The organism is Flavobacteriales bacterium (assembly GCA_016712535.1).
Taxonomy (GTDB): domain Bacteria; phylum Bacteroidota; class Bacteroidia; order Flavobacteriales_F; family PHOS-HE28; genus PHOS-HE28.
Genome location: JADJQW010000002.1, coordinates 1,652,579 through 1,676,680, shown reverse-complemented (window position 1 = coordinate 1,676,680; position 24,102 = coordinate 1,652,579). Strand labels below are relative to the sequence as shown.

Here is a 24,102-nt window from a genome sequence, read left to right as displayed (position 1 = left end):
GCGATCAGCTCAACTGCGGCACGATGCCTTGGAATCGGGCACAGGCCCTGCGGAGGCGCTCTTCGAGCGACGGCTCCAAGGGCACCTCGCGCAACTCGAATTCGTGCGGGCCGGTGTACAGGGGATCCCAAGAGCCGCCCAGGCCCACGATGCGCTCCCCGATGCGGCGATACAGCGCCGCGGGATCATTGCGGAATGCATCGAAGCCGACAGTGAGGTGACATGCATCGGGCAACTCAGCGAATTGCCGCTCAATGGCCGCTTGCGTGCAGATCACCTGACCGGCCACTTGCTCTGCCGGCTCGCACTCCTTGAGCACTTCATACTCGGGAGGCTTTGCCGAATACCACGCACCTTCATCACCATAGTAGGTCATGCGCGCACGCAACAAGGAATGCGCGGCTCGCCATGGCTCACGCGCGATATGCACGAAGAGGACCTTGCCCAGCATGCGGTGCAGCGCGGTTAGATTGTACTGCAGGATGAGCCCTTTTGCGGCGAAGGGCTTATCGAAGGCACACTGGATGTGCGCAATGCCGCGCCTGAAGCCAACGGTGTCGATCAGTGCCTCTTGCTCGGGCGTGATCCACTCGGGTTCCATATTGGGGATGAAGCGCCGCCAGAAGTACCAGAACTCGTTGGGCTGCAGCAAACCCTTGGTCTTGCCCAGCAAAGAGGTGAATGGGATCGTGTAGCTGCTTGCATCGGCCAGCTCATCCTTGAAATTGAAGCGCGGATCAGCGATGAGCTGCTGGATTCGTGCGCCGAGGTACGGGGCAGCATAGAAGCGAGAGAGCAGGTTGCTCGGATAGCACACCTGGCCAGTGCCTGCCAGCCATTGCATGAACAAGGTTGTGCCGCTGCGCGGTGCCGCCACCACGAGGATGATCGGATGCGCAGGCTCAGCGGGAAGCTCGTGCATGCCCGATTCCGCGCCTCCCAATACGGCGTTCAGCTCTGCCAATAGCTGTTCGAGGCCCGCGTTGCGTGCATGTTCCGTTGTGCGCCGTTGACCCATGACCCGTGCCGCCAAAGGTGCGTAAACAAGACTCAGCGGCGGCCACGCAGCCTTCCCACCAAGCGCATCAGACCGGGGCTATGCAGCAGCATCCACCAGCGCCAGCGTTGACGCACGTCAAAACCACGGCCCTTAAAGGTGCCCCAGACCTTAAGCGCTGCATCACGACCGCCTTTCTGATAGGCCAGCTCTATTGCGGTGCGGTTCAGGCCGTTCACCCGCTCATCGATAATGGCTTGCTCTGCAGGTGGAACCATCTCACGGATCGCTTTGAGGCAGGCCACCGTGAAGAGGCCTTTGTCCACCTCGTGCTTCATGGAGATCACTCCCCCAGCGTGACGGCGGCGAACCGCGGTCTTGCGATCGAGGAACGCAATGCGACCCTGCCTGGCTAGATGAACGGAAATGATCCAATCCCCCGCAGGCGCGTTCCAAAGTTCCGGTGGCAGCGGGATCACCCGGTCGCGACGCATGACCAACGTTGCCGTGGGGATGAAATTCTCCATCAACAGATCATCCAGTCCAATGCTAGTTCGGGGGCCAACGATGCCACCCACATCCGGTTGAAAGCTGGTTCGCACACCGTCTGTCTCGCTCCATGCATCACTGAAGCATGCGCTCAGGCTGGCATCGGCCTCCAGCATGGCGACCTGGTCCTTGAGCTTGTGCGGATCCAACCAATAATCGTCCCCTTCGCACATGGCCCAATAGGTTCCCTGAGCGGCTTCGTGAACAAGGCGGGTCACCCGGCCCCGTTCCTTGCTGTACTGGTTCTCGGTCTGGTAGATGGGCCGAACGATCTGCGGATAGCGCTGCTCGTACTCCCGAATGATGTCCGCTGTATCGTCCGTGGAAGCATCGTCGTGGACGATCACCTCGAAGGGGAAGTCCGTCTCCTGCGAAACGAACCCTTCCAGGGCGGCACGGATGTAGGCTCCGTGGTTGTATGCGGTGCAAAGAATAGAGACCTTGGGAGCTGGTGGTCCGCTCATGAACGAATCACGCTCTTCAGGATGAAGATGGGCCTGTTCCGGAACTCGCCGATGGAATCATCGCGCTGGACGTTGCCATCATTGAGATCCACGTATCGAGTGACACCATCACTGACTTCGGCGATACCGATGGCGACCTCTTCCCAATAGCCCTTGATACCCGCCCGGAAGAACTCAATGACCTCACCCTTCGACCCCCTCGGGAACAAAGGCTTCGTGTAATCGGTCTGCCAACTGAAGCCGATCTGCACGATGATGTGATCGGTCTGGCTGGCGAAGGCGTTCATGTTCTCAATGATCTTCTTCCTTGCCTGATTGATGGTGATAGACTTGTCCCCGAAATCATCGCCAACGTGGTGCAGCACGTTCAACAAGAGCACGATATCGAAAGGTGCCTCGGGGACGGGTGCGCCAAAGTCGAGGTACTTCTCCTGGACCACCACCTTGCGGTCGAAGATTCCTGCAGCGCATCGAATGAACTCGGCATGTTCAGCATTGCCTTCATAGCAGATGACCTCGCGTGCGCCTCTTTCGAAAGCCTCAAATGTGAAGTAGCCCGTGTTCGCGCCGATGTCGAGGACGCGCTTGCCTGCAAAATCCAATTTGGACGCGAAATAGTCCAAACGTTGCTCATCGAAACGGTCGTGTGCTTTGCGCAGATCCTCCGGCGCGATAAGACCTTCCAGGAACCGAGGCATCCGCTGATAATGTGAATGCTTGGTCGTTTCGATGTAAAGCGCCTTCATGCGCTCAACCTTGTCTGCAACGTTCGTTTCCCCTGTATCCATGGCATCAACGGCTGCGGGTGTTGCTCCACCCGTTCACAACCGGGCGGAAAGGTACGGCTTGAGCATGCAGCGGACCTCTCGTTGGACCAATACGAACGTGCCTCGATCACGCGGTGATCACCCCTTCCATAAAGCGCGCGGCTGGAAGAAAAAGGTGCTCTGGATCCTCCTTCTTGATCGGGTCGATATCGATCATGACACTGACCAGGATCAACGAATAGGCGAACAACGCCTTGCCAACATCATCCATTCTCGACCACAGCCCATTCCGTTCCAGGATGCCAACCGTTCCGAGGAAGCCAAATCGACGGAACAGAACGGCAAGATCCGCATAGGCGGGACCTGTAGTGCAATGCGCCCAATCGATGAACAAGTATCCGCTATGCCATTGCAGGATGTTATACCGGTGAAGATCACCGTGCAGGAAGGTGAAATGGAGATCAGGGCGAATGCGCTCATTGAACTGTCCGTCGCGCATCAACTTCACCAGATCCAAGATCTTCCGTTGAACCTCGATGGAATAACCCCTGCTGCGGATCGCGGTTTCGAGCCATAGCATGACCATTTCGGCCGAACCGGGCTCCTGGATGCCATGCAACGCCTGGACCAAATACCCGTGATTGAATCCGATGGCAAAGGGGCGTGGAAGGAGATATTGTTCCACTTCCACCGGATCAACCGAGAGCAACGCGACGTAGCCCCGCACCAATGCGTCCACCGCCTGCACTTCCATGTTCGCGATCTCCGGCTCGCGGCCATCCACCTTTTCCATTGTCAGCATGCACACATCGATCCGTTCCGATCTGGCGAAGCATACCATCCTTGGGGCGAGCGGACGAAGCTGGGGCCATCGTTCGATAAAACGCGTGTAGAATCGCGGTTCGTTGCCAAAGAAGCCGCTCGTCGAGATCTTCGTTACGAACGAATATGTGCTTGGGCCTGAACGTCCAACATGCTCATAGAACCCCAGGTTCTGAACCCCGTTCCCTGGGAGCATTGAGTAGGTGGTGTGCACTTCTGCACTGGGATCCCCCATGTGGTCCCTGATCGATCGTTCTATCCGCGAGAGGTTCAGGTCCGTTGCAATGGACATCAATCCGTCGAATGTCCTTCGCGCAGAACCTTGATCGCCACGCCAAGCATGCAGTTGAGCCAGAAGAAGATGCATGTACACGGAGGATGGATGCCTTTCGCATACCTCCTCCATGAACCGCAGCACTGCTCGATCATTCTTCACCTCCCGCAAAAGCAGCGAGATCCGCATGGCATCCTGCGCCAGCATCTCCGGTCGTATCGAACGCTGCAGCACTGAAAGTGCGTTGCTTCCCGGCGTATCGGAAGCGGCCATACCATCTGAGCCCTCTATGGTCATTGACCGGACCAATAACCGGTGCGCTCCACCAGTTCACCGTAGTCCTTGCGTGTGACACCGACCATGATCCGGTCCCAGTACCTGTTCTGCCTGTAATACCAGTTGCGTTGCCGTCCCTCCTCCTTCCAGCCACACTTTCCAACGTAGAGCTTCAATGAAGCTGAATTGTACTCGATCATCGAGCCATCCAGCCTCTCCAAACCAAGTTCTTCGAATGCGTAGCGCATCACCGCCATCACCGTATCGGATCCGTAACCCAGCCCACGGATGTCCTTGTCACCAAGCATCATTCCATGGAACGCGTTGCGATTCTTCCAATCAACGTCCACCATGTTGGCCGTTCCGATCAAACCGTGCTCCACCGTGTGGATCGCGAACCGTTGATGGAGGGACGAAGCCGAAAGGCAATTGAACCACTTGCGCTGATCCTCCATGCTCGTTGGAAAGTGCCAGCCGCCCAGCATCATCTGGATCTCCGGATCGTTAGCCCATTTGTTCAACTGGTCCAGATCCGCCAACTCAATGGCCTTGAGAACCACTTTCTTCCCGTGAATATCCATGATCGATGTTCGTTTCGCTGGAGTGATGCACACTTGGGCGGACAGGTGCCCGCTGAGGCGCTGCAAAATATGCAACCCTACAGGTTGTGCATCAGTGCCTTGCCGAACCGCCCCCTGGTTCAAGAACCGCCGGGCGCTGAATGTTATGTCGCCCGCTGTCCTTTGCAACGCTACCCAAGACATCACTTCATCACCACCTCCAGCACCCGATCCATGTGTTCGGTTCCATAGCGTTGGTCAATGGGCAGGTGCACGATCGAGTCCACCAAGCGCTGTTCGGCAGTGCCTGCCTCTACCGGACCGAGCAGGCCGGGCCAATAGCGTGGCGAATAGATACGGTGGGCGAGCAAACGTTCGCGCAGTGTCCTGTCCTCGGTGAGGAACGGATAGACCATGGGGACCTCAGCACCCGCTGGATCGATGGGAAGGAGATTGCGGTCCTTCAATTCCCGGTGCAACTGGTCCCGGTTCCTCCGTCGTTTCGCGCGCACTTCCGCGTGATCGATGCCGGCCATCATCGCCGTGGTCAGGTGCGACATCGCCCGCATGGGAATACGGTCCAACGCTTCCTCGTGCGCAAGGAAGTACGGATAGCCTTCTTCTGTTCCCTGGTCCACAGCGCGCAGCAGATGCTCTAAGCGATCATAGGAGCGATCCCGTTCCAGGTCGATGATGGAACACGCGCTCGAATAGAGGTATGCACCGTCCGGCGTACCAAAGAATTTCCGGCAGGAATAAAAGGTGTCCACACCCGGCAAGGGCGGAGCATAGAAGCTCTGGGCATTGTCCACGATCAGGTTGCGCCCCACGGCCGCGATCCGCGCTACAGTGCGGTCCTTCAGGCCGAAGTAGTTGGTGTAGAGGAATCCCTCTCCTTCATCGACCCCTTGTGGATCGAACAGGGGGTCCATGGAATCGTCCGATCCGTAGAAGACCAGTTCCACACCACTGCTCCTCAACGGTCCACCAAGAACATCACAGGTGTAGCGAGGGACGTGCAAGCGCCTGTAACCGCGGGAACGAACGACCAAAGCCAGCGCATGCCTGCCCAGGTTCAGCGCCATCGCCTGCGGATGCGGAGGGCTTCCGGACCCGAACTCCATGCCGAAGTATCCGCCGATGGAGCTCATTCCAAGGTATGATCGTTCAACATGCCCTTCAGTTCCGATGGTGCAACGAACATCATGGCATCCAGAATGGACAGGCCTGGTTGAAATTCACCACCGAACTGGGGGTATGCCTTCAGCAAGCTACGCACGAACCACAAGTTGATGCCTCGATCGGCGAAGGCTTCCTTCGAGTAGAGTTCCTTCCCTCCAATCGGGTTCACATATTCGCTGGCCCCTTCCCTGGCGCAGATGTCCAACAGTCGCTCCTGCCCGGTGAGTTTCGAATTCCCGTAGATCGCGGAGCCCGGGATCAACTCGGTCCGGATGTCCAGGTACTCCATGACGACCCGAATACCGCTGATAAGCAACTCCGAGAGGTTCGTACGATCGGGACGCAGGACCTCCTCCACTACCGCTATTGCCGACGCGTGGTGCGGAGCTTTCCCGTAAGCTTGGATCAACGTTCTAAGGAATTTTGACCTCCATGGGGCGTACTCCTTTCCAAGTTCAATAACGTTGATCGCTGTGAACGAACCTGCGCCGCTCAACGGCATGGTGAACATGTGCGGCGCTCCGTTGACCAGGATGCGGTTGCGGTTGATCCAACCCTGCTTGATGAAGCTCACATCGTCGTAGACCACGAAGCGATCCACGGCTTGGAAGAGCTGGAAGTACCCAAGGTAAGGGAACAGGTAAGGCTGCATGATCGCGAGCCTCATGCCATCCGGGATTCCGACACCACGCCGACTTGGCCTCGCGGCCCGGCGACCGCGTTAACGATACTTGCGATCCAGCGTGCGGTCTCCTCTGGCAGGCCCGGATAGAAAGGCAGGCAGAGCGCGCGGTCGGCAGCGTCCTCGGAAACGGGCATCGCTTCGCCGTTCATGTAAGGCAGTTTGTTCAGTGATGGGTAGAAGTACCGCCGCGCGTGAACGCCATTCGCTGCCAAGGCCTCGATCACGCCTTGCCGTTTGGCACCATCACGGAGGAGGATCGGGAAGTAGGCGTGGTTGTACTCGGTACCGGCCGGAACCACCGGGCGCGTGATGTCGGCATCGATGAGCGCTTGCGAGTACACCTCAGCAAGCGCCGCCCGGCTGCGCAGGATATCCGGCATGTGCGGCAGCACGGCCAGGCCCATGGCGGCGTGCACCTCGCTCATCTTGGCGTTCATGCCCAGGGAGAAGTGATCGTCATTCACATGGCCGAAACTGCGCAGGTGGCGGGTGCTGCGCTCGATCTCCGGCGTGTGCACGATGGTAGCACCGCCCTCCACGGTGTGGAAGAGCTTGGTGGCGTGGAAGCTCAAGGTGCTGGCATCACCGTAGGAAGTGATGGGCCTGCCCTTGTAGCGCACATCGAAGGCGTGGGCGGCATCGTAGATCACCTTCAGGCCATGGCGCTTGGCGCTGGCATCGATGGCCTCCACGTCGCAGGGGATGCCGTACACATGCGTTGCGAGGATGGCAAAGGTGCGGGGCGTGATCGCCGCTTCGATCTTTTCCGGGTCAATACAGAGCGTATCGGGTCGGATGTCCACGAAGACCGGCGTGCAGCCTTCCCACAGGATCGCGCTGGTGGTGGCCACGTAACTGAAGGGCGTGGTGATCACCTCGCCTTTCACGCCGAGCGCGCGCATCGCCAATTGGATCGCGAGCGTGCCATTGGCCATCAGCAACAGATGCGGTGCTTCGAGCCGTTCGCGCAGGGCGCCTTCCAAGCGGCGGTGCAAGGGGCCGTTGTTGGTGAGCACGTGGCTCTCGTAGGCCTCATGGAGCAAGGCCATGTATTCTTCCTGCGGAGGAAGGAAGCTGCGCGTGACGTAGATCGGGGTGTCCGCCATGGGGGTCGTGCAAGTTACCGTCCGCCTCTGGATCTGGGCCTCACCTGGCGCGTGATCGGCGAGGACCAGATGCGCTTCAGCGCCCGAAGCGACTCGCCGAGGCGCACGCGCAGCGGGAACAGCGCCATACGCAGGCGATCGGCCGAAGCGATTGCCCACCAGCCCTCCTTGGCATAGCCCCAATGGCGCAGCTGGGCCCCGGCGATGGCATCGATCCAATAGCGATCAATCAGGGTGAAGTGTTGCTGCCAGGTCCGGCGAACAACCGATGCAACGCCCTTCCCTTGCGCAACAAGGCCCTTCTCGCGATGGTGATTCGCAGCGATGGACTCGCAAAGCGCTTCATTGTCGTCGATCCCAAGAAATGCGAAGAGCGCCGCCAGTTGGCCGGGTGTTCCGGATACCAGTTCCTCGTAGCGCACGGTGCAGAAGCGGGGGCCGAACGCGGCGCCGTGGACTTGCGCCATCGCAGTGCTCTGTGCCCATTCTTGTGCAGCGGCTTGCACTGAAGTGCCCGAATGCCCCATGAGGTCGGGAACGGCAAGCATGCTGGAAATGGCAGCGCGCCCATCGCGTACAAGATGGATGCACCTGCTGCCCGGCATCAGCGCGGCGATCGCGGAGAGATGCCGCACGTAAGCCGGATGCTTGTCGAGGATGAGCGTGGCGCCGGGCTTGCGGGCCTGCACGCGAGCATAGACCTGGGCGGCAACTTCATGCAAAGCGCTCATGAACTCTTCGTTGGAGAAGAGCGCTGGCATGCCGAAGGGCCGTTGCGTTCGCTCCAAGCGCCCGGCTTCCTTCGACCATGCGCTGAGGACCGGCGCGAGGTAGGCCGAGAACAAGGTGAGCTCATAATCCAGCGCTGCGACCTGCGGGTGATCGCCCAGCATGCGGCTCAGCCATGTGGTTCCGCTGCGTGGTGAACCCACGATGAAGACCAATCTCGACGGATCCAGGATCGGGTGGTAACGGGCCGTGCTCATGCGCCCCTATGGCTTCGGGTCTTGTTGTGGCGCCGCATCCACGATGTCCAAGGCATGACCGACCATGCCTTCCAAGGCGCGAAGGTCAGGCTCGAAATGCGCATGCAGCAGAGCGGCGAGGTCCGCAGGAATAGCCGACGGATACGCACGTGCGTTGCTGCGGGTAGCGAATGCCGGATGGCCTGCGGGGAAAGTCTCGATCCCCAGCCGGGTAAGCACATCGTTCACGAGGGCCCGCGGATCACGGGTGAGTTCAAGGAAACTTCGCACGAGCAATGCGCTTGCTCCGACATGGTCGATGAAGCGCTCCACTTGTGGTGCGTAAGTGCTGTTGGCCAGATAGGCATGATGCGCGTGGCATGGCTTGCCTTCAAGTTCATCGGCAACGGCCTGCTCAAAGGTCCTTGGATCGTGGAAGCGGTGGTGCTTGCCGCCCTTGAACTGGCGGTACATGTTCCACGCGGAGTAGGCCCTGGACACGGGATCGCGGAGCACTGCCAGGCACAAGGCCTTAGGCAGGTGCCGTGCGATGCGCTGCGCTGCCACCGGCGACATGAGGTAGCTGGGCGATGCTTCCAAGGTGATGTGCCTGCCCATGGCCACGGGCCTGCGCGGGAAACTCTTCCAATACGCGGTGAGGCCTGCCCCGTACCGTTCATCGCTGCTGAAGAAGTCAATCTCCTTCACGGCTGGAGGAATCACCTTCGGATGCTGGCTCAGCAGGTCGAACAGCGTTGTGGTGCCTGCTTTCTGGGCGCCCACGATCACCAGTCCCGGCACCATGCGCGGCATCAGCGGCTGCAATGGCCGCGTGATCGTCAACAGCGCTTTGCCGAGCATGGCTGCCATCACCGCTGCCAGGTGAGCATGGGCCGCACCGCACCGGGCATCTTGCGGAAGGTGGAGCCCGAACGGGCGCCTTCGTGCACATCGAAGCTCAGCACATCCTCCGCCTTGAAGAGGACCCGTCCTTGACGGAAGAAGACCAAGTGGTAACGATAGGTATTGGAGTTGAGCAGCTGCGCGGGTATGGTGCAGGCCACTTTGCTGCGTCCGAGATTCCAGAACCGGGCCGGTTGGCTGGCCGAGAGGTCGTTGCTGAAGGCGATGGCATCGTTGCCGGTGCGCACTTGCAGCCGGATATCGAGGTCGGCGTCGGCGATGCCCAGGTTGTCCAGCTCGATCTCGATGCGGACGGCCGAATCGGTGGTGAAGGCTCCCGAAGGTTCATCGCTGATCGCGCGAACGGAGACCAGGCGCAGGTCCTCCGTTCCAGGGCCCTTCCCTTCGGCCCATTCCTGCGCACTGTGCTGGTGCGTGCTAACGAGCAGGTAATCACGCACCAGTTCATCCGTTGGGCCTTCCGCTCGGAGCCGTCCTTTCTCAAGCCAGATGGCACGGGTGCAAAGGCTCTGCAGGCTCACCAGGTTGTGGCTTACGAAAAGGATGGTGCGCCCACTGGAGGCCACCTCGCGCATGCTGCCCAGGCATTTGCGCTGGAACTCGGCATCGCCCACAGCGAGCACCTCATCCACGATCAGGATCTCCGGATCGAGATGCGCGGCCACGCTGAAGCCGAGGCGCACTTTCATGCCGCTGCTGTAGCGCTTGATCGGTGAATCGAGGTGGTGCTCGATGCCGCTGAAGGCGATGATCTGGTCGAGCTTCCGGTTGATCTCGGCCTTGCGCATGCCGAGGATCGCGCCATTGAGGTAGATGTTCTCACGCCCGGTGAGTTCCGGATGGAAACCCGTTCCCACCTCCAGCAAGCTGCTCACCTTGCCGCGCATGCGGATGGTGCCCTCGGTAGGCAGGGAGATCCGGGAGAGGAGCTTGAGGAGCGTGCTCTTGCCCGCGCCGTTGCGGCCGATGATCCCGAGCATCTCGCCGCGCCGCACCTCGAAGGAGACGCCTTGCAGTGACCAGAAGTAATCGCCCACGCGCTGCTCACCCTCTGGCGCACGTCGCTTCTTGATCGCATCGGTCCGGCCGCGCATGCGACCCCAGAGCGCGGCGGCCTCCTCGGCCAGCAGGTCGCTGCCCATCACGCCGAGGCGGTACCGCTTGCGCAGGTCCTCAACCTGGATCACGAGGTCTTGCTGAGCGCTCATATCACGTCGGCGAAGGAGCGCTCCACGCGCTGGAAGAGGACCAGTCCGATCGTGAGCGCTGCCACCGCCATGCCCGCGCTGTACCACAAGGTGGCCCATTCCATGGGCAGGCCAAGCAGCGCCGCGCGGAAGCCTTCGATCACCGGGGTGAGCGGATTGAGTTCAAGGGCCATGCGGATCTTGCTCCCCGGTACCGTCATGGACAAGGGGAAGATCACCGGGCTGCCGTACATGAGCAGCTGGACCACGAAACCGATGAGCAGGCCGAAATCGCGGAAGCGGGCCGTGAGGGCGCTCACCCCGATGCCTACGCCGAAGCCCATGACCGCAATGATGACAATGAGCACAGGCAGCATGACAACCTCCGGGCCGACCGGCCACGGGTGCTTGCCGAGCACCGCGTAGATGAGGGCGAACGCGAAATAGGCCGTGAGCTGCACGAGGAAGTTGAAGCCCGTGGCCATCACGGTGGCCATGGGCGCCACCAAGCGCGGGAAATACACCTTGGTCATGAGCGCGGCATTGCTCAAAAGGGTCTGCGAAGTGCGGGTGACCACGCCGCTGAAGAAGCCCCAGGGCACCACGGCGCTGAGGTAGAAGAGCAGGGGCGGGATCCCCGATGGGGACATGCGCGCCATGATGCCGAAGACCACGGCGAACATGATGGAGGTGAGCAAGGGTTGCAGCACCTGCCAGGCTGGGCCGATGAGCGTCTGCTTGTACACAGCGAGCAGGTCGCGCCGCACCATCAACATCAACAGGTCGCGGTAGCGCCAGATCTCGCGCAGTTCGATGTTCCACCACGCCCTGTCGGGCCGGACCACCACATCCCATTCATCGGCCTTGCCGGCCAGCGCCTCATGCCTGCTCGTGCTCATTCCGACTGGTTGCTGGCATCGCCCTTGGAGCCTTCCTTCGTTCGGGAGCGCCGGCCATAGCCATAACCGTAGCCATAGCCACTGCCATAGCCATAGGCATAGCGGTAGCCGTAGCCATAATTGGTATTGTAGTAGTACTTGCTCTTCTTCATCCGGACGCCGTTGAGGATGAAGCCCGCGTTGGAGCCAGGATTGGTCTGGAGCACGTCGAGCGCATTGGTCACGTGGTCCTTGCTCGCGAACTGCGTGTTCACGACGAAGAGCGTGCAATCGGCGTAGCGCATCATCAGCAGCGCATCGGTGATGAGGCCCACGGGCGGGGTGTCCACGAACACGTAATCGAACTCCAGGCGCGCCTCATTGAAGAGCTCTTCGAGCCGCTTGCTGAGCACGAGCTCCGAGGCATTGGGCGGCGTAGGGCCGCTGAGCATCACGTAGAAATTCTCGAATTGCGTGGGCAATACCGCATCGCGCCAAGGGAGCTTGCCGATGAGCACGTTGCTCAAGCCGGTGGGGCTGCTCATGCCCAGGCCGGTGGCCACCTTGGGCTTGTGCAGGTCGAGTTCGAGCAGCAGCACGCGCTTGCCGGCCTTGGCCAGGATGGCGCTCAAGTTCACCGAGCAGAAAGTCTTGCCTTCGTTGGGCCGGTAGCTGGTCACCATCACCACCTTGCCGCCATCGGTGCGCCCGGGCACATACTCGAGGTTGGTGCGTACGGTGCGGAAGCTCTCAGTGATGGCGGCTTTGGGATCGCTGTCCACCACTACATAGTTCTGCTCGGCCTTCTCGCTCGCGATGATCTCGCCGTAGATCGGCAGCGGCGTGAGCTCCTTGAGCTGATCGGCGTTCTCGATGCGGTCGTAGAACATCACGCGGATGAAGACCACCAACAGCGCCACCACCACCCCGCCGAGCATGAAGGTGTAGAGGATCTTGGTCTTGTCAGGCCTGATCACGCCCAAGGTGCGCGCAGTCTCGATCACCTTGGTCTGCGGCACGATGCCGGCCCGGGCGATGATGGTGCTGGCGCGCTTCTCCAGCAGGAAGGTGTAAAGGCGCTCGTTCACCGCAAGGCGCCGCTGGATATTGATCATGTCCCGCTGCTTCTTGGGGAGCAGGCGCAGCATCCGCTCATAATCGCCGATCTGGGACTGCACATCGGACATGCGGCCGCTCTTCGCGCTCCGGGCATTCTTGATGTAGGTGAGCAGACTGGCCCGGTCGCGTTGCAGGGTGCTGTCCACCTCTTGCACCGCCATGTTGGCCGCGGTGCCCGAATAGAGCATGGCATTGCGCTCCATCTGCTTCTTCACCAGGCTCGCGAGCATGTCGCGCAGGAACACGTCCTCGATGATGAAGGTGGCCGGGGGCAGCAGGCGCTCATCCTCGCTGTTGAGCACGTAGTCCTCCAAAGCATCGAGCGCCTGCATGTCCAGTTCGAACTGGCGCCGCTGCTTGTCAAAGGTGACCATCTCGTTGAAGAAGAGGCCCTCCTCACGCTCGAGATCGATGACATCCTTGTCTTCCTTGTAGCTGAGCAGTTCATGCTCGTGCTGATCGAGCACCACGGTGACCTCCGCGAGCTGCTTATCGATGTAGCTGATGGTGTTCTCGTTGATGTCGTACTCGCTCTTGAGGGTGTACTTGATGTACTCCGCCGACAGCGAATCAAGGAAGAGCTTGGCGCGCTCAGACACCTCATCCTCGGTGGTCACCTCGAGGATGGTGGTGAACTCCTGGTTGTCCACCTTGATGGACTTGATCCGCTCATTCACCTGCCGCACTCGATCGTGCCGCACGAACTGGTAATCGGTCTGCGCCAATTGCGGCAGGTTCTTCGAGCTCATGTACGGGGAGCGGTCCACCCGGATGATGAAATCCTCATCGCTCTCGTCCGCATCGAAACGGAAGGTCTTCCGCACCACCTCACCGCCCTTGTCGTAGCTGAGCTCGTAATGGTCGATATCGGTGATCTTCAGGTCGATCGGCTTATCGTAGAGCCGCTTGGTGAGCACCTGCATGCTCACCTTGAAGGGCATGTTGCCGTACTGCTGCGTGGTCTTGAAGCGGCCCACGATGAAGTAGGACACGTCGAAATCGAGCTTGTCCAGGGTGCGGTTCACCAAATCGTAGCTGGTGAGCACCCGCTTCTGGTTCACGATGTCGCTGTAGATCCCCACATAGCCGATGCTCTTGTACACCTGGGTCTGGTAGTCGTAGACCTCCCGATCGCGCAACAGGATCTGGGTACGCGCGCCGTAGACATCAGGCAGCTTGTAGCTGTACAGGTACGCCAGGACCGCCGAGACCCCCAAGGCCACCGCCACGAAGTACCAATTCTTGCCGGCGATGCGCAGGAAAGCGCGCACATCCTTGGCATCGACGATGCTGTTGCGCTGCTGGGATTTGGTCGAGGACATCGAACGGGCGCGGGAGGCCTGCCACAGCGCGGCTTGGCGCTTGGAAAAGCGGCCAAATATAGGCGGGGGTTCGTGGAGGATTCCCCGCGCCCGGCATTGGTCGAAAACTGCCTTGCTCTGTTCCGAATGGTTTCGATACTTTTGGCCGCGACCCCAGCATTCCTTCAACTGATGTCCAAGACCCTACGCGCGCTCTTCGTTCTCGGATTGGTCGTGCTTCCCTGCGCCGGCGCATTGCTGGCACAGCCTGTTGGTGGGCCTCCGCCCTGCTGGCCCCCGCCCTGCATCCCGATTGATGGCGGATTGAGCGCATTGCTGGCTGCAGGCCTGCTCTTCGGCGGAGCTAAGGCTGCGCAGCTGCGGCGGCGCGAGCAGTAGGCATGCCCTTGTTTTCCGGCTCATTGAATTGGCGCGACCCGCTCGTACGGTTCGTGGTGGTTGGCGCTGGCCTCTGGCTGGCCTGGCTCGCCGCTTACCATCTGGCCTTGCATCCGTGGGGCGGCCTCGACCGAGCGGTGATCAACAACCTGGTAGGCATCGCCACCGTCGTGCTCGAGGGCCTGGGCTACGAGATGCTGCCCGAGCCCCGGATCGACCTCGAGCGGTACATCGGTGTGCAAGGCGGCAGCCACCTCTGGATCGGTGATGCGTGCAATGGGATCCCGCTCTTCGCGGTCTTCGTGGCCTTCATCATCGCCTTCCCGGGCCCTTGGAAGCACAAGGCCTGGTTCATCCCCGCCGGGATCGCCTTGATCCACTTGCTCAATGCGCTCCGGGTGGCCGTCCTGTGCGTGGTGGTGACCCATGGGATCGGCTGGCTCGAATTCAACCACGATTACACCTTCTATGTGGTGGTCTATGGCGCTGTCTTCGGCCTTTGGTACCTCTGGGTGATGCGGTTCGGCAAATGGAGCGGGCGATCATCATGAGTACGGGCGCCATCCGGGATTTAACCATGCGTACCGGAAGCTCGGTCATCAGTCGCCTTGAAGCGAGGAGACGCACCCTGTTGAGCCTGCTCTGGCTGGCCTTGGCCTCCCTGCTTGGGGCCGCGCGTGAATTCATGGCCGTCAACATCAATTTCCAAATCGACTACCTGGCGAACGCCCGCGACCGGAACTACGCGCATTCGGTCTTCCGTGATTGGGCAGCGGGCTGGGATCTGCAGGACGCTCTGCGGGTCAAATGGCTGACGGCCCTCGTCTTTATGTCCGCCATGGCGGGTCTTTCCATGGGCATGGCGCGAGCCCGCTTCGGGACTCACCGGCATGCCGCCTTCATCCTGATCTGTTTCATCGTCCTCGGCGGCATCGCGGCCGCTTGCCATCTCGCTGCGCCTGTACTCGCGCCGCTGCGGCACGTGGGCATTGCCATCCTGCATGCCCTTCAATACCCGGTGCCTGTGCTCTTGATCTGGGTGCTGAGCTGGATCCGAAAGCACTGAGCACGCGACAGAATGGGGCTACGCCTGGAGGCGAATACCTTCGCGCGCAGCGCCGAAAGCCCATGATCAAACCCCTGCCCACTTTCCTTGTAATCTGGAACCTCGCGCTCACCGGCGTGGTGGCCTGGCTCCTGGTGAGCCGCAATGGTGCGGTGGAAACCTCTAAGCCACCGCAAGAAGAGGTCACGTCAGAAATGATCTCCGCGAATGGTGATAGCAGCGCGATCGAGCACGCCCGCATCGCCTTCTTCCGCATGGACAGCCTTCGCTTGGGCTACGAGCTGATCAAGGAGAAGGACCAGCGCTACATCACTGAAGGGCGCCGATTGGAGGCTGGGCTTCTAGCCGAGCAGGCCAAGGCGCGTGAGCGCTACCAGGAGCTGATGCAGAAGGACCAGACCTACAGCACCAAGGAAGAAATGCAGCGTGACGAGGCCGAGCTGCGCGGGCTGATGGAAAAGCTGCAGGGCATGCAGGCCGATGGCGAGGAACGCCTGGCGCGCATGGAGGCGGAGATGCTGAAGGAGATCGCCGCTGAACTGGAGGAATACCTGAAGGAGTTCAACGCAACGGCCGGATTCGATTACATCTTCAGCGTGCAGGGGGGCGGGCAGATCTGGGTGGGCAACGAGGGCCTCGATCTCACCCAACAGCTGGTCGATGGACTGAACGCGCGCCATCGCGCCGCGAAGGCCGCCAAGCCGTGATCCGGATGAACCCACTCGCCCATCGACTGCAGGAGAACGTTGCCGGCTACGTGATCGGCATGTGGCAGGTGGAGGACCTGATGCGGGCGCTCGACCTCGACATGCGCCGCGTGGAGCAGGAACTCATCGCGAAGGCCGAAGGCGACGAGGAATCGAAGGCCGGGCTCCGTGGCTGGTACACGGAGCTGATCGCCCGAATGCGCGCTGAAGGGATCCAACGGGCAGGCCATCTGGGCGAATTGGAAGAAGTGATGAACGAGCTCGAGCACCTGCACGAGGCGCTACTGGAGGCGATCGAGGACGAGGCCTACCAAGCGCTCTTCGAAAAGGCCAAGGCCGGGATCACCGCCGTGCAGCAGCATGCCGGCGGCGACCCCGAAGGACCGGTGACCAGCGCGCTCACGGCGGTGTACGGCGTGATGATGCTCCGATCGCAAGGCAAGGAGATCAGCCCGGCCACGCTCACGGACGATCGCGCCATCCGTGCCATGCTCGACCAGCTCAGCGCGCATTACCGACAGATGCGCCGTCTTCCAGGCGTCTCCCTGAATTGATGCCCGCAACGCGCCCTTCGGCCCCGGCATGCCCATTGCGCCTGCGCGGCGCCATGCGCGTCCTTTTGCTGCTCACCATCGTATCCGCGCCGGGCCTGCTCGCGGGGCAATCGAGCGTTGATCCCCCCAGCGGTCAAGTGGAGATCCTCAATGCCGACGTGTGGCTCTATGACCAGACGGCCAGCGGCGCGCAACGGCTCCGCGGCAACGTGCGCTTCAAGCATGCCGAAGCGCTGATGCGGTGCGACAGCGCGCTCCTCTTCGCTGATCAGCGCGTGGATGCCTTCGGTCACGTGAGCATCGAGCAGGGCGATTCGCTCCGCGCCGACGCCGACCTGCTGCGCTACAACGGCCAGCAGCGCGCAGCGCGCCTCGAGGGCAATGTGCGCCTGCGTGACCGCAGCATGGAGCTCACAGCTCCCGCGCTCGATTACGACCTGCGCGGCAAGCGTGCCGTTTACAGCCAGGGCGGGCGTATCGTGAACCAGGATGACGGCAGCGTGCTCACCAGCGGCACCGGCACCTATCTCGCTGATCAACGCCGATTCATCTTCGGCAGCAACGTGCTGCTGGAGCACCCCGATCGCCGCATCACCGGCGATACCATGCACTACGCCACGACCACCGGCATCGCGGCCTTCTTCGGGCCCACCGCGATCACGCAAGGCGAGACCGAGATCAGCACCCTCGGCGGCACATACGATACACGCAACGAACGCGCCCGCTTCAACCGCCGGACCCAAGTGCGCAGCAAGGGCCGGATGATCGAGGGCGACAGCCTGCACTACGAGCGCGCTGGCGGGATCGGCTGGGCTTGGGGCCATGTGGCCATCACCGACAGCAGCGGCGACCTGCGCGCCTTGGGAAGCGAAGGCCGTTACAGCGAGCGCGACGAGCGCAGCATGATCACCGGACAAGCCGAGCTGCAGCTGCGCATGGACGACGATACGCTATTCGTGCATGGCGACACGCTCTTCACCGCGCCTGATGGCCCGGGCCGACGCATCACCGCGCGCCGGAGCGTGCGCTTCTTCAAGCGCGACCTGCAAGGCGCTTGCGATACCCTGCTCTTCAGCGATGCCGACAGCCTGATCCGCATGCATCACCGGCCCGTGCTCTGGAACGGCGCCGACCAGATCACCGGAGATACGATCCGCATCGCCCTCAAGGATGGCAAGGCCCACCGGCTGCATGTGCGCGGCAACGGATTCCTGCTCTCGCGCGCCGACAGCAGCCGCTACGATCAAGTGACCGGCACCGTCATGACCGGCTACTTCGTGGAAAATGCGCTCGACCGCCTCGATGTGGAAGGCAATGCCCGCACGGTTTACTTCACACGTGAAGAAAAAGACGGCGCCGATGAGGTCTTCGGTGTGAACCGCGCTGATTGCAGCCGGATCCGCGTGCGCCTGAATGAAGGTGCCATCAGCGACGTGATCTTCCTTGACAAGCCCGATGCGGTGCTCTATCCGATTGACAAGGCGCCGACCGATGAACTGCTCCTGCAAGGCGCAGTGGACCGCAGCGCTGAACGGCCGGTGGATCGGGCAGGGATCTTCATTCCCTGATCAAGGCATCCCGAACATGCGGCGCACCTTCTCATCGAGGACCGCCTCGGTGATGATGGCGCTCTGCTCGTCCGCCTGCTCATCACGCGCATTCGCTTCAAGCACGTTGGTGTAGCGCACCAGTCGTGCGCCGCCGTAGATCGGCTTCTTGCGATAAGCCGCGAAGGCGACACCGTTGCCGGTGAACCGATTGCCCGAAGCGAAGGCGACGCTGAGGTCCTTGGAGACAAGCGCCGCGGCATTCCCATCGAAGCGCGAATCCATAGCCAACACCTGGCTCGCTTCGCCCACACTGATGCCCTTATCCTTCAAATTCGAGAATGTGCAGCCGGTCACGAGGATGCGCGAAGCGCTCACATCGAGGCCATCGCCGTTCGCATCCGCGAGGCCGTTGCGGAAGACCGAGCGATCAACGACTCCTGTGCAGCGGTCCAAGTCCAGCAGATCAGCGTGACCGTTCTCGAAGATGCAATCGCGCAGTTGCACCTCGCCGCCCTTGATGTTCATGAGATCCTCGCCGTGCGACCCGCTAATCACGCAATCCTGCATGATGGTCCCCGCGGCGCCGTGGATGGCGAGCATGCCGCTGGCGTACACGCCGTTGAGCCTGACCTCGCTCCCGCCACTCATCTGCAGGCCTTCAATGCGCACATCGATGCTGCCATCGCCTATGACGGCGAAACTGCCATAGGGGGCTCCGTCCTCCGCAGGCCGGATGAAGACCGGATTGCGCTTGGTGCCGCGCACCTGCAAGGGACCTTGCACCATGACGCTTGCTCCAGCGGCGATCTCGATGCGCGCCCCGGGCTCCATCACTAATGCATGGCCGTAAGGCACCGTAAGGTCGCTGGAGATGAGGTAGCGGCCACGCGGGAACACGAGCGTATCGCCGCGCACGAATGCCTTGGTGCGTTGAGCGATCCGCACGAGGATGGCAGCATCGTCCTCGCCGGGCCAATAGCCGGTGGGCGCTAATCCATGGCTTAGCGATGCATCGCCCGCGTGCCGGGCCAAGGAGGCTTCGAGCCCTTTGATGGGGTCGGCGGCGAGCATCGCGGATCCCAGCAATTCCTCCTGAATCTGTTTCATGCGCGCCTGCGCTACGGCCAACGCTTGGCCTTCAGCCAGAATGGGCAGCCATGCCCGATCGATCGCGGCGAAGCGCTCGCGCACGCGCCAGGCCTCATCACTCAGCTTCGACCAACGCTCGCGAACGTACTGGCGGATCGTGCCATCCACTATCGCCAAGGTGAGTGGATCGCTCATGCGGAACGGGACGGCGGTCCCTGCAACCGGGTTCGCACGGCTCCGTCGGTACAAGGGCACCAAACGTCCGCGTGACCAATCGTAAGCCATCACATGCGCATGATCGAAGGCCGATGGCCCATGCTCGATCCAAGCCATGACCAAGAGCGCACCAGCGGCGCGCGCATCGACCAGGTAAGGAAGCAGATCCGTGCGGCCAGCGGCGAGCTCACCGTATGCCCGTGCAAGCACAGGCGTGAGATCGGTCATCGCCAGCGAATCATCATCGAAGTCGGGGAAGAGGTGGTCCGGTCGTGAAGCGTCGTGGCCGAACTCCGCAAGGGCAGCGCCCGGAAGCCCGCGCTTCTCCAGGAAGTCGTCGTCGATGCGTTCCTCTTTCAGGAAGAGCCCTTGGTCCTTGCCGCAGGCGATGATGCGCACGAAGCTCACCTCCGGGGTGATCAGCCCCAATTCATCCGCAAGGATCTCGAGGTACTTGGCGCGCATGCTTGACACACGTGCTGGAGACAGCACGATATGCCGCTGCGAACGGAACGGCTCTGAACGCTTGAACTTGATGACGAAACCACCGGGCTCCGTTCGCAAGCGGCGCACCTCGACCGAATCGCCAAAGCCTTCCGCCTCGAACCAGTGCGTGTTCCATCCGGGTCCGCGCTCTTCCATAAGGCACGCCTCGGGCGCGCTGGAAATCAAGTAGCGCTCAGCTGTGCCGGAAGCCGTATCAGAGCGCCAATCGAGCAGGGCTGCGTAGCCATCGACCTCATGATGCTCGATGCCTAAGGGCCAATCGCCCGCAAGCCGGTCGGTATCCACGAAGCGGAACCCGACGAAGAGCAGCATGGCCACCATCGCCACGGCCATGAGCCAGGCCCGCGCACCGATCAATCGATGCCTAGCGGACCGGCTCATCGGTGATGGCATTGGTGAGCATGAGCGACGCAGGGATGGATCCGCCGAAATCGATGGTGGCATCGAGCGGCGCAACAACGAGTGCTTGTTTGTCGGCGAGGGGATGATCCTTCCCGCCCTCCTTCGCAACAAGCTCTCGGTGCAGCACGATGGTCGAACCATTCGCGAACGGTTCTGCCTGCACGGCCTCTCCGTTCACCAGCACTTGCTGCGGCCCTTCGGTCCAGTGCAGGCGGATCGGGGCTTCGGCTTCCGAGCGGATGCGCAGCGCCGCGCCGCGATCGACAACCGCCTCGGCACGCTCCAGCCGATCCAGCGTCCGTTCCCAATGCGCAGCGGCTCCATCGCGCAAGCCGGCCACTGATCCGATGACATGCAGCAGCGAGACGCGGTGCACATCCTCCGGCTCCAAGGTGACGTTCCCGAACTTGTTGCGATCGGCAAGCACCGAAGGACCGATGCGCTCGACCACGGCATCGAGCTGACGGTTGAACTCGCCTCCACGATGCAAGCGCTGCATGGCCTCGTGCGCGTAACGGTCGCGCTGCAGGCGCCATTCCGGCATGCGCAGGGTCCACCAGCTCATGGCGTCGTTCACGTAGTAGAGCGGCGCGCCGGGCGGCGCGAAGAGCATGAGCGCATCCCAGAGCACCGGGTAGAAGCGGCCTGTGCGCGGGTTCAGCACGAGCCATTGGTTGTGGTACTGATCGATGTGGGTGGTGTTGATCACCAGCAACGCGGCCTCATAGCGGAGCCAGGCATCCACATCGAGCAGCGCGGCGATGCTGTCCCGGTGAGCGGCCATGGGCAGGGTGTCCTTCTGAAGCGCGGCAATGAGCCGAAGGAGCTTGGCATGCGCGATCGTGCTATCGGCCTTGCTGCTGTACTCCCAGTGCGCGGCATCGGCCCAGAGCGTGCGGCCCTTGGAGAGGGCCCGCCCTTTGATCGGCGGGAAATCGCCTTTGTACACGGGCACCTGCTTCGGCCACAGGTGACGGTTCCGCTCGAAGTCGCCGTCCACCTGCTCGTAGAGCTCCATCACGCCGACGTCCCGGCCATTGATGCGCGCGAAGACCATCTCATCCATCGGCACCGGCACGCCCATGCTGCCCGCCACCCACGCGGCCATGTGGTTGTTCACCAGATTGTGCGCCTTGGGATTGATCACGTTGACGCGGCGGTAAGGCGCCCATGGGTTGCTGCGCTTCATGCTGAGGCGGAAGGACTTCTTGCCCCCGAGGAAATGCGATGGCGTGTACATCCCTCGATAGCGGAAGCGCACCTTGTGTTCCACGCCGTTGTCGAGCAGCCGGGCCCTCACATTGGTGCCACCGCTCCAGGGCAGGTCGGCATTCAGGCTGTCGAGCGCGGCAGGATCGACGCGCAGGTCGATGATGGGGATGCGGTGCTCTCCGGGCTGTTCCGCGAAGCCATCGACCAGCACGTTCGCGACAGCAGCACCAGCAATGCGCGCGGCGCGCGATGGGCCTAGCGAGACCGCGAAGCCCAGGACTGAAAGCAGGATCAGCACCGTGAAGCCGATGCGGAGGATCGCAGCCGGTGAGCTGGGCTTCTTCATCGCTGCTGGCGCGCGCTGAAGAGCAGCGCGAGCAGGATCACCAGCCCGAGGGCCAGTGCGCTGAGATTGCGTCCCATGCCAAGCAGTGAGGCGAAGGCCATCGCAGGGATCCAGAGGCCGCGCGGATGCATGCTGCGGCCCAACAGACCCGCCAGAACGAGCCCTACGGCGATGATGATCGCGGGAATCAGCTCTTCACGGAATGCGCGAAGGAGCACGACCATGGCCGTGCCCGCCATCAGCAAGGGCACGCTCACCAATGGACCGCGGTCAGCCGGACGGAAGCCCCGGTTACAGGCCCAACCCATGAGCGCCAGCGCGGTGAGCAGCACAGTGAACAGCGTGAGCAGCTCCACCCATCCATGGAAGAGCGCCCCTAACCAGCGATCGGCCTCACTGCGCATGCGTGCCCGACGAAGATGGCGGAGCGGCGTGCGCTGCCATGGGCGATCGCCGCCCTACTTATCAAATGACCCTTGGTAGGATCTTACAGGAAGCGCTGCATCCAGCTGCTGCGCAAGGGCACGCGGAAGCGCTCGTTCAGGTCGGACACAGTGCCTACGAGATCGTCGAAGACAACGGTATCGGCGGTGATCGCACCTTCCTTGATCAATTCGGGCAATTCCTGCAAGCGGCAGCTGTGCACCTTGCCATCGCTGCCCTCGAACACCACCACCATGCGATCGGTGAGCATGAGGTTGAGGTCGTGCTCGAGCTGCTTGATGAAGCCCACGCTCTTGTCGATGCTGCAGCCGCTGGCGTTCGCCTGCTCTTCATCGACGGCGATCACGACGAAGCGGTTGTAAAGCACATCGACGCAGGCATCGAGCGGTGCGCCGTGCGCGGCCCACGAATCGGTGAAGGCGGCACCGCGCTCGCGGATGAGCTTCTGCTCGGCCTGGCTAAGGTCGCGCGCGGTCTTGTACGCCCACACGCGGGCATGCACAGGCATGGAGTCGACGGTACGGATGGGGGCGTGTGCTTCGGTCGTCATCGTTCTTCGGTGTTCGTGGTGCAGACGTTTCTCGAAAGGGCATCCGATGCCTGAGTCGAGGCCAAAGTGATTGAAATAAACGCGCCATCGCCCACCGCCGCCCGAACTCATTAACAGTTGTTGGTGGAACAAACGAGCCGGACCTACAGCTCCCCCGCCTCCGCGATCAGCTCCGCCACGTCCTTCACCACCACTTCACCCTCTTTGTTGAAGTGCTTCACGCCATCAGTAAGCATGGTGTTGCAGAAGGGGCAGCCCGCAGCGATGATGTCCGGCTTGGTGCCCAGTGCTTCCTCGCCCCTCTCGTGGTTCACCTCACGCGCGCCGGGCTCTGCTTCTTTGAACATCTGCGCTCCGCCAGCGCCGCAGCACAGGCCGTTCTGCTTGCTGCGCTTCATCTCCACCAGCGCGGCATCGAGCTTCAGGAGCACTTCGCGCGGGGCCTCGTACTCATTGTTGCCGCGACCGAGGTAGCAAGGGTCGTGGAAGGTGATGCGCTTGCCGTTGAAGCCGCCGCCCTGCACCTTGATGCGGCCTTCCTTCAACAGCGCATTGATGAACTGCGTGTGATGCATCACCTCGTAGCTGCCGCCCAACGCCGGGTACTCGTTCTTCAGCGTGTTGAAGCAGTGCGGGCAGGCGGTGACGATGCGCTTCACGCCATAGCCGTTCAGCACGGTGACGTTCTGCAGCGCCTGCATCTGGAAGAGGAACTCATTGCCCGCGCGACGGGCGGGATCGCCGGTGCAGGTCTCCTCTTGGCCCAGCACAGCGAACTTCACCTTGGCCGCATTCAGGATGCGCACGAAGGCCTTGGTGATCTTGCGCGCACGGTCATCGAATGATCCCGCGCAGCCTACCCAGAAAAGCACTTCGGGCACTTCGCCAGAAGCGGTGAAAGCGGCCATGGTGGGGACGGCGAGACTCTGGCTCATGGGGCAATAAGATCGAATGCGGATCCACAAGCTCCAAGGCTCAAGCTCCAAGCTTCAAGCGCGTTGCTT

Annotated in this window: 24 protein-coding genes; 6 read left to right on the top strand and 18 right to left on the bottom strand. The window is 61.6% G+C overall.

Going from position 1 to position 24,102, the window contains the following annotated elements; all coding sequences use genetic code 11:
- Positions 1–4: 4 nt before the first annotated feature.
- The 13 genes from IPK70_06825 to IPK70_06765 form a co-directional block, all read right to left on the bottom strand.
- Complete coding sequence (locus IPK70_06825) at positions 5–1,018, bottom strand: sulfotransferase (protein ID MBK8226873.1); 1,014 nt, start codon at positions 1,016–1,018, stop codon at positions 5–7.
- A 32-nt stretch (positions 1,019–1,050) separates the two neighbouring features.
- The gene (locus IPK70_06820; protein MBK8226872.1) at positions 1,051–2,010 is read right to left on the bottom strand and encodes a glycosyltransferase; all 960 of its coding nucleotides are present in this window, start codon (positions 2,008–2,010) and stop codon (positions 1,051–1,053) included.
- Positions 2,007–2,756: a class I SAM-dependent methyltransferase gene (locus IPK70_06815; GenBank protein MBK8226871.1), complete on the bottom strand. Its 750-nt coding sequence runs from the start codon at positions 2,754–2,756 to the stop codon at positions 2,007–2,009. The genes IPK70_06820 and IPK70_06815 overlap by 4 nt, the downstream gene beginning before the upstream one ends.
- A gap of 148 nt (positions 2,757–2,904) precedes the next feature.
- Positions 2,905–4,170: a phosphotransferase gene (locus IPK70_06810; GenBank protein ID MBK8226870.1), complete on the bottom strand. Its 1,266-nt coding sequence runs from the start codon at positions 4,168–4,170 to the stop codon at positions 2,905–2,907.
- On the bottom strand, positions 4,167–4,730 hold the full coding sequence (locus tag IPK70_06805; GenBank protein ID MBK8226869.1) for a GNAT family N-acetyltransferase: 564 nt from the start codon (positions 4,728–4,730) through the stop codon (positions 4,167–4,169). Before IPK70_06805 ends, IPK70_06810 begins: the two co-directional genes overlap by 4 nt.
- A gap of 182 nt (positions 4,731–4,912) precedes the next feature.
- The gene (locus IPK70_06800; GenBank protein MBK8226868.1) at positions 4,913–5,860 is read right to left on the bottom strand and encodes a hypothetical protein; all 948 of its coding nucleotides are present in this window, start codon (positions 5,858–5,860) and stop codon (positions 4,913–4,915) included.
- On the bottom strand, positions 5,857–6,558 hold the full coding sequence (locus IPK70_06795; GenBank protein ID MBK8226867.1) for a WbqC family protein: 702 nt from the start codon (positions 6,556–6,558) through the stop codon (positions 5,857–5,859). Before IPK70_06795 ends, IPK70_06800 begins: the two co-directional genes overlap by 4 nt.
- Positions 6,555–7,682, bottom strand: a complete 1,128-nt coding sequence (locus tag IPK70_06790; protein ID MBK8226866.1) for a DegT/DnrJ/EryC1/StrS family aminotransferase — start codon at positions 7,680–7,682, stop codon at positions 6,555–6,557. The genes IPK70_06795 and IPK70_06790 overlap by 4 nt, the downstream gene beginning before the upstream one ends.
- A gap of 14 nt (positions 7,683–7,696) precedes the next feature.
- Complete coding sequence (locus tag IPK70_06785) at positions 7,697–8,668, bottom strand: sulfotransferase (GenBank protein ID MBK8226865.1); 972 nt, start codon at positions 8,666–8,668, stop codon at positions 7,697–7,699.
- A 6-nt stretch (positions 8,669–8,674) separates the two neighbouring features.
- Positions 8,675–9,517, bottom strand: coding sequence for a sulfotransferase (locus IPK70_06780; protein MBK8226864.1), 843 nt, complete (start codon positions 9,515–9,517; stop codon positions 8,675–8,677).
- A complete protein-coding gene (locus tag IPK70_06775; GenBank protein MBK8226863.1) occupies positions 9,517–10,779 on the bottom strand; it encodes an ABC transporter ATP-binding protein in 1,263 nt (420 codons plus the stop codon). Before IPK70_06775 ends, IPK70_06780 begins: the two co-directional genes overlap by 1 nt.
- Complete coding sequence (locus tag IPK70_06770; GenBank protein ID MBK8226862.1) at positions 10,776–11,657, bottom strand: ABC transporter permease; 882 nt, start codon at positions 11,655–11,657, stop codon at positions 10,776–10,778. Before IPK70_06770 ends, IPK70_06775 begins: the two co-directional genes overlap by 4 nt.
- Positions 11,654–14,077, bottom strand: coding sequence for a polysaccharide biosynthesis tyrosine autokinase (locus IPK70_06765; GenBank protein ID MBK8226861.1), 2,424 nt, complete (start codon positions 14,075–14,077; stop codon positions 11,654–11,656). Before IPK70_06765 ends, IPK70_06770 begins: the two co-directional genes overlap by 4 nt.
- 171 nt (positions 14,078–14,248) lie before the next feature.
- On the opposite strand from IPK70_06765, the gene IPK70_06760 reads away from it, so the two are divergent.
- The 6 genes from IPK70_06760 (at position 14,249) to IPK70_06735 (ending at position 18,350) form a co-directional block, all read left to right on the top strand.
- Positions 14,249–14,455 carry a hypothetical protein gene (locus IPK70_06760; GenBank protein ID MBK8226860.1) on the top strand — a complete coding sequence of 69 codons (207 nt, stop codon included), beginning with the start codon at positions 14,249–14,251 and terminating at the stop codon, positions 14,453–14,455.
- A 2-nt stretch (positions 14,456–14,457) separates the two neighbouring features.
- Positions 14,458–15,006 (top strand): archaeosortase/exosortase family protein, encoded by a 549-nt coding sequence (locus IPK70_06755; GenBank protein MBK8226859.1) that lies wholly within the window; start codon positions 14,458–14,460, stop codon positions 15,004–15,006.
- The gene (locus IPK70_06750; GenBank protein ID MBK8226858.1) at positions 14,985–15,521 is read left to right on the top strand and encodes a hypothetical protein; all 537 of its coding nucleotides are present in this window, start codon (positions 14,985–14,987) and stop codon (positions 15,519–15,521) included. Before IPK70_06755 ends, IPK70_06750 begins: the two co-directional genes overlap by 22 nt.
- Positions 15,522–15,583: 62 nt before the next feature.
- Positions 15,584–16,228 (top strand): OmpH family outer membrane protein, encoded by a 645-nt coding sequence (locus IPK70_06745; GenBank protein MBK8226857.1) that lies wholly within the window; start codon positions 15,584–15,586, stop codon positions 16,226–16,228.
- Between the two features lie 5 nt (positions 16,229–16,233).
- On the top strand, positions 16,234–16,782 hold the full coding sequence (locus tag IPK70_06740; protein MBK8226856.1) for a DUF4924 family protein: 549 nt from the start codon (positions 16,234–16,236) through the stop codon (positions 16,780–16,782).
- Positions 16,782–18,350 (top strand): hypothetical protein, encoded by a 1,569-nt coding sequence (locus tag IPK70_06735; protein ID MBK8226855.1) that lies wholly within the window; start codon positions 16,782–16,784, stop codon positions 18,348–18,350. The genes IPK70_06740 and IPK70_06735 overlap by 1 nt, the downstream gene beginning before the upstream one ends.
- On the opposite strand, the gene IPK70_06730 is transcribed toward IPK70_06735, so the two are convergent.
- From IPK70_06730 to IPK70_06710, 5 genes are all read right to left on the bottom strand, one after another.
- Entirely contained in the window at positions 18,351–20,525 is a 2,175-nt protein-coding gene (locus IPK70_06730; protein ID MBK8226854.1) for a right-handed parallel beta-helix repeat-containing protein, read from the bottom strand. It lies immediately after the preceding gene.
- The gene (locus IPK70_06725; GenBank protein ID MBK8226853.1) at positions 20,509–22,104 is read right to left on the bottom strand and encodes a CotH kinase family protein; all 1,596 of its coding nucleotides are present in this window, start codon (positions 22,102–22,104) and stop codon (positions 20,509–20,511) included. Before IPK70_06725 ends, IPK70_06730 begins: the two co-directional genes overlap by 17 nt.
- Positions 22,101–22,508, bottom strand: coding sequence for a hypothetical protein (locus IPK70_06720; GenBank protein ID MBK8226852.1), 408 nt, complete (start codon positions 22,506–22,508; stop codon positions 22,101–22,103). Before IPK70_06720 ends, IPK70_06725 begins: the two co-directional genes overlap by 4 nt.
- A gap of 83 nt (positions 22,509–22,591) precedes the next feature.
- On the bottom strand, positions 22,592–23,098 hold the full coding sequence (locus IPK70_06715) for an ABC transporter ATPase (protein ID MBK8226851.1): 507 nt from the start codon (positions 23,096–23,098) through the stop codon (positions 22,592–22,594).
- Positions 23,099–23,241: 143 nt separating this feature from the next.
- Positions 23,242–24,033: a (Fe-S)-binding protein gene (locus IPK70_06710; protein MBK8226850.1), complete on the bottom strand. Its 792-nt coding sequence runs from the start codon at positions 24,031–24,033 to the stop codon at positions 23,242–23,244.
- Positions 24,034–24,102 lie beyond the last annotated feature (69 nt).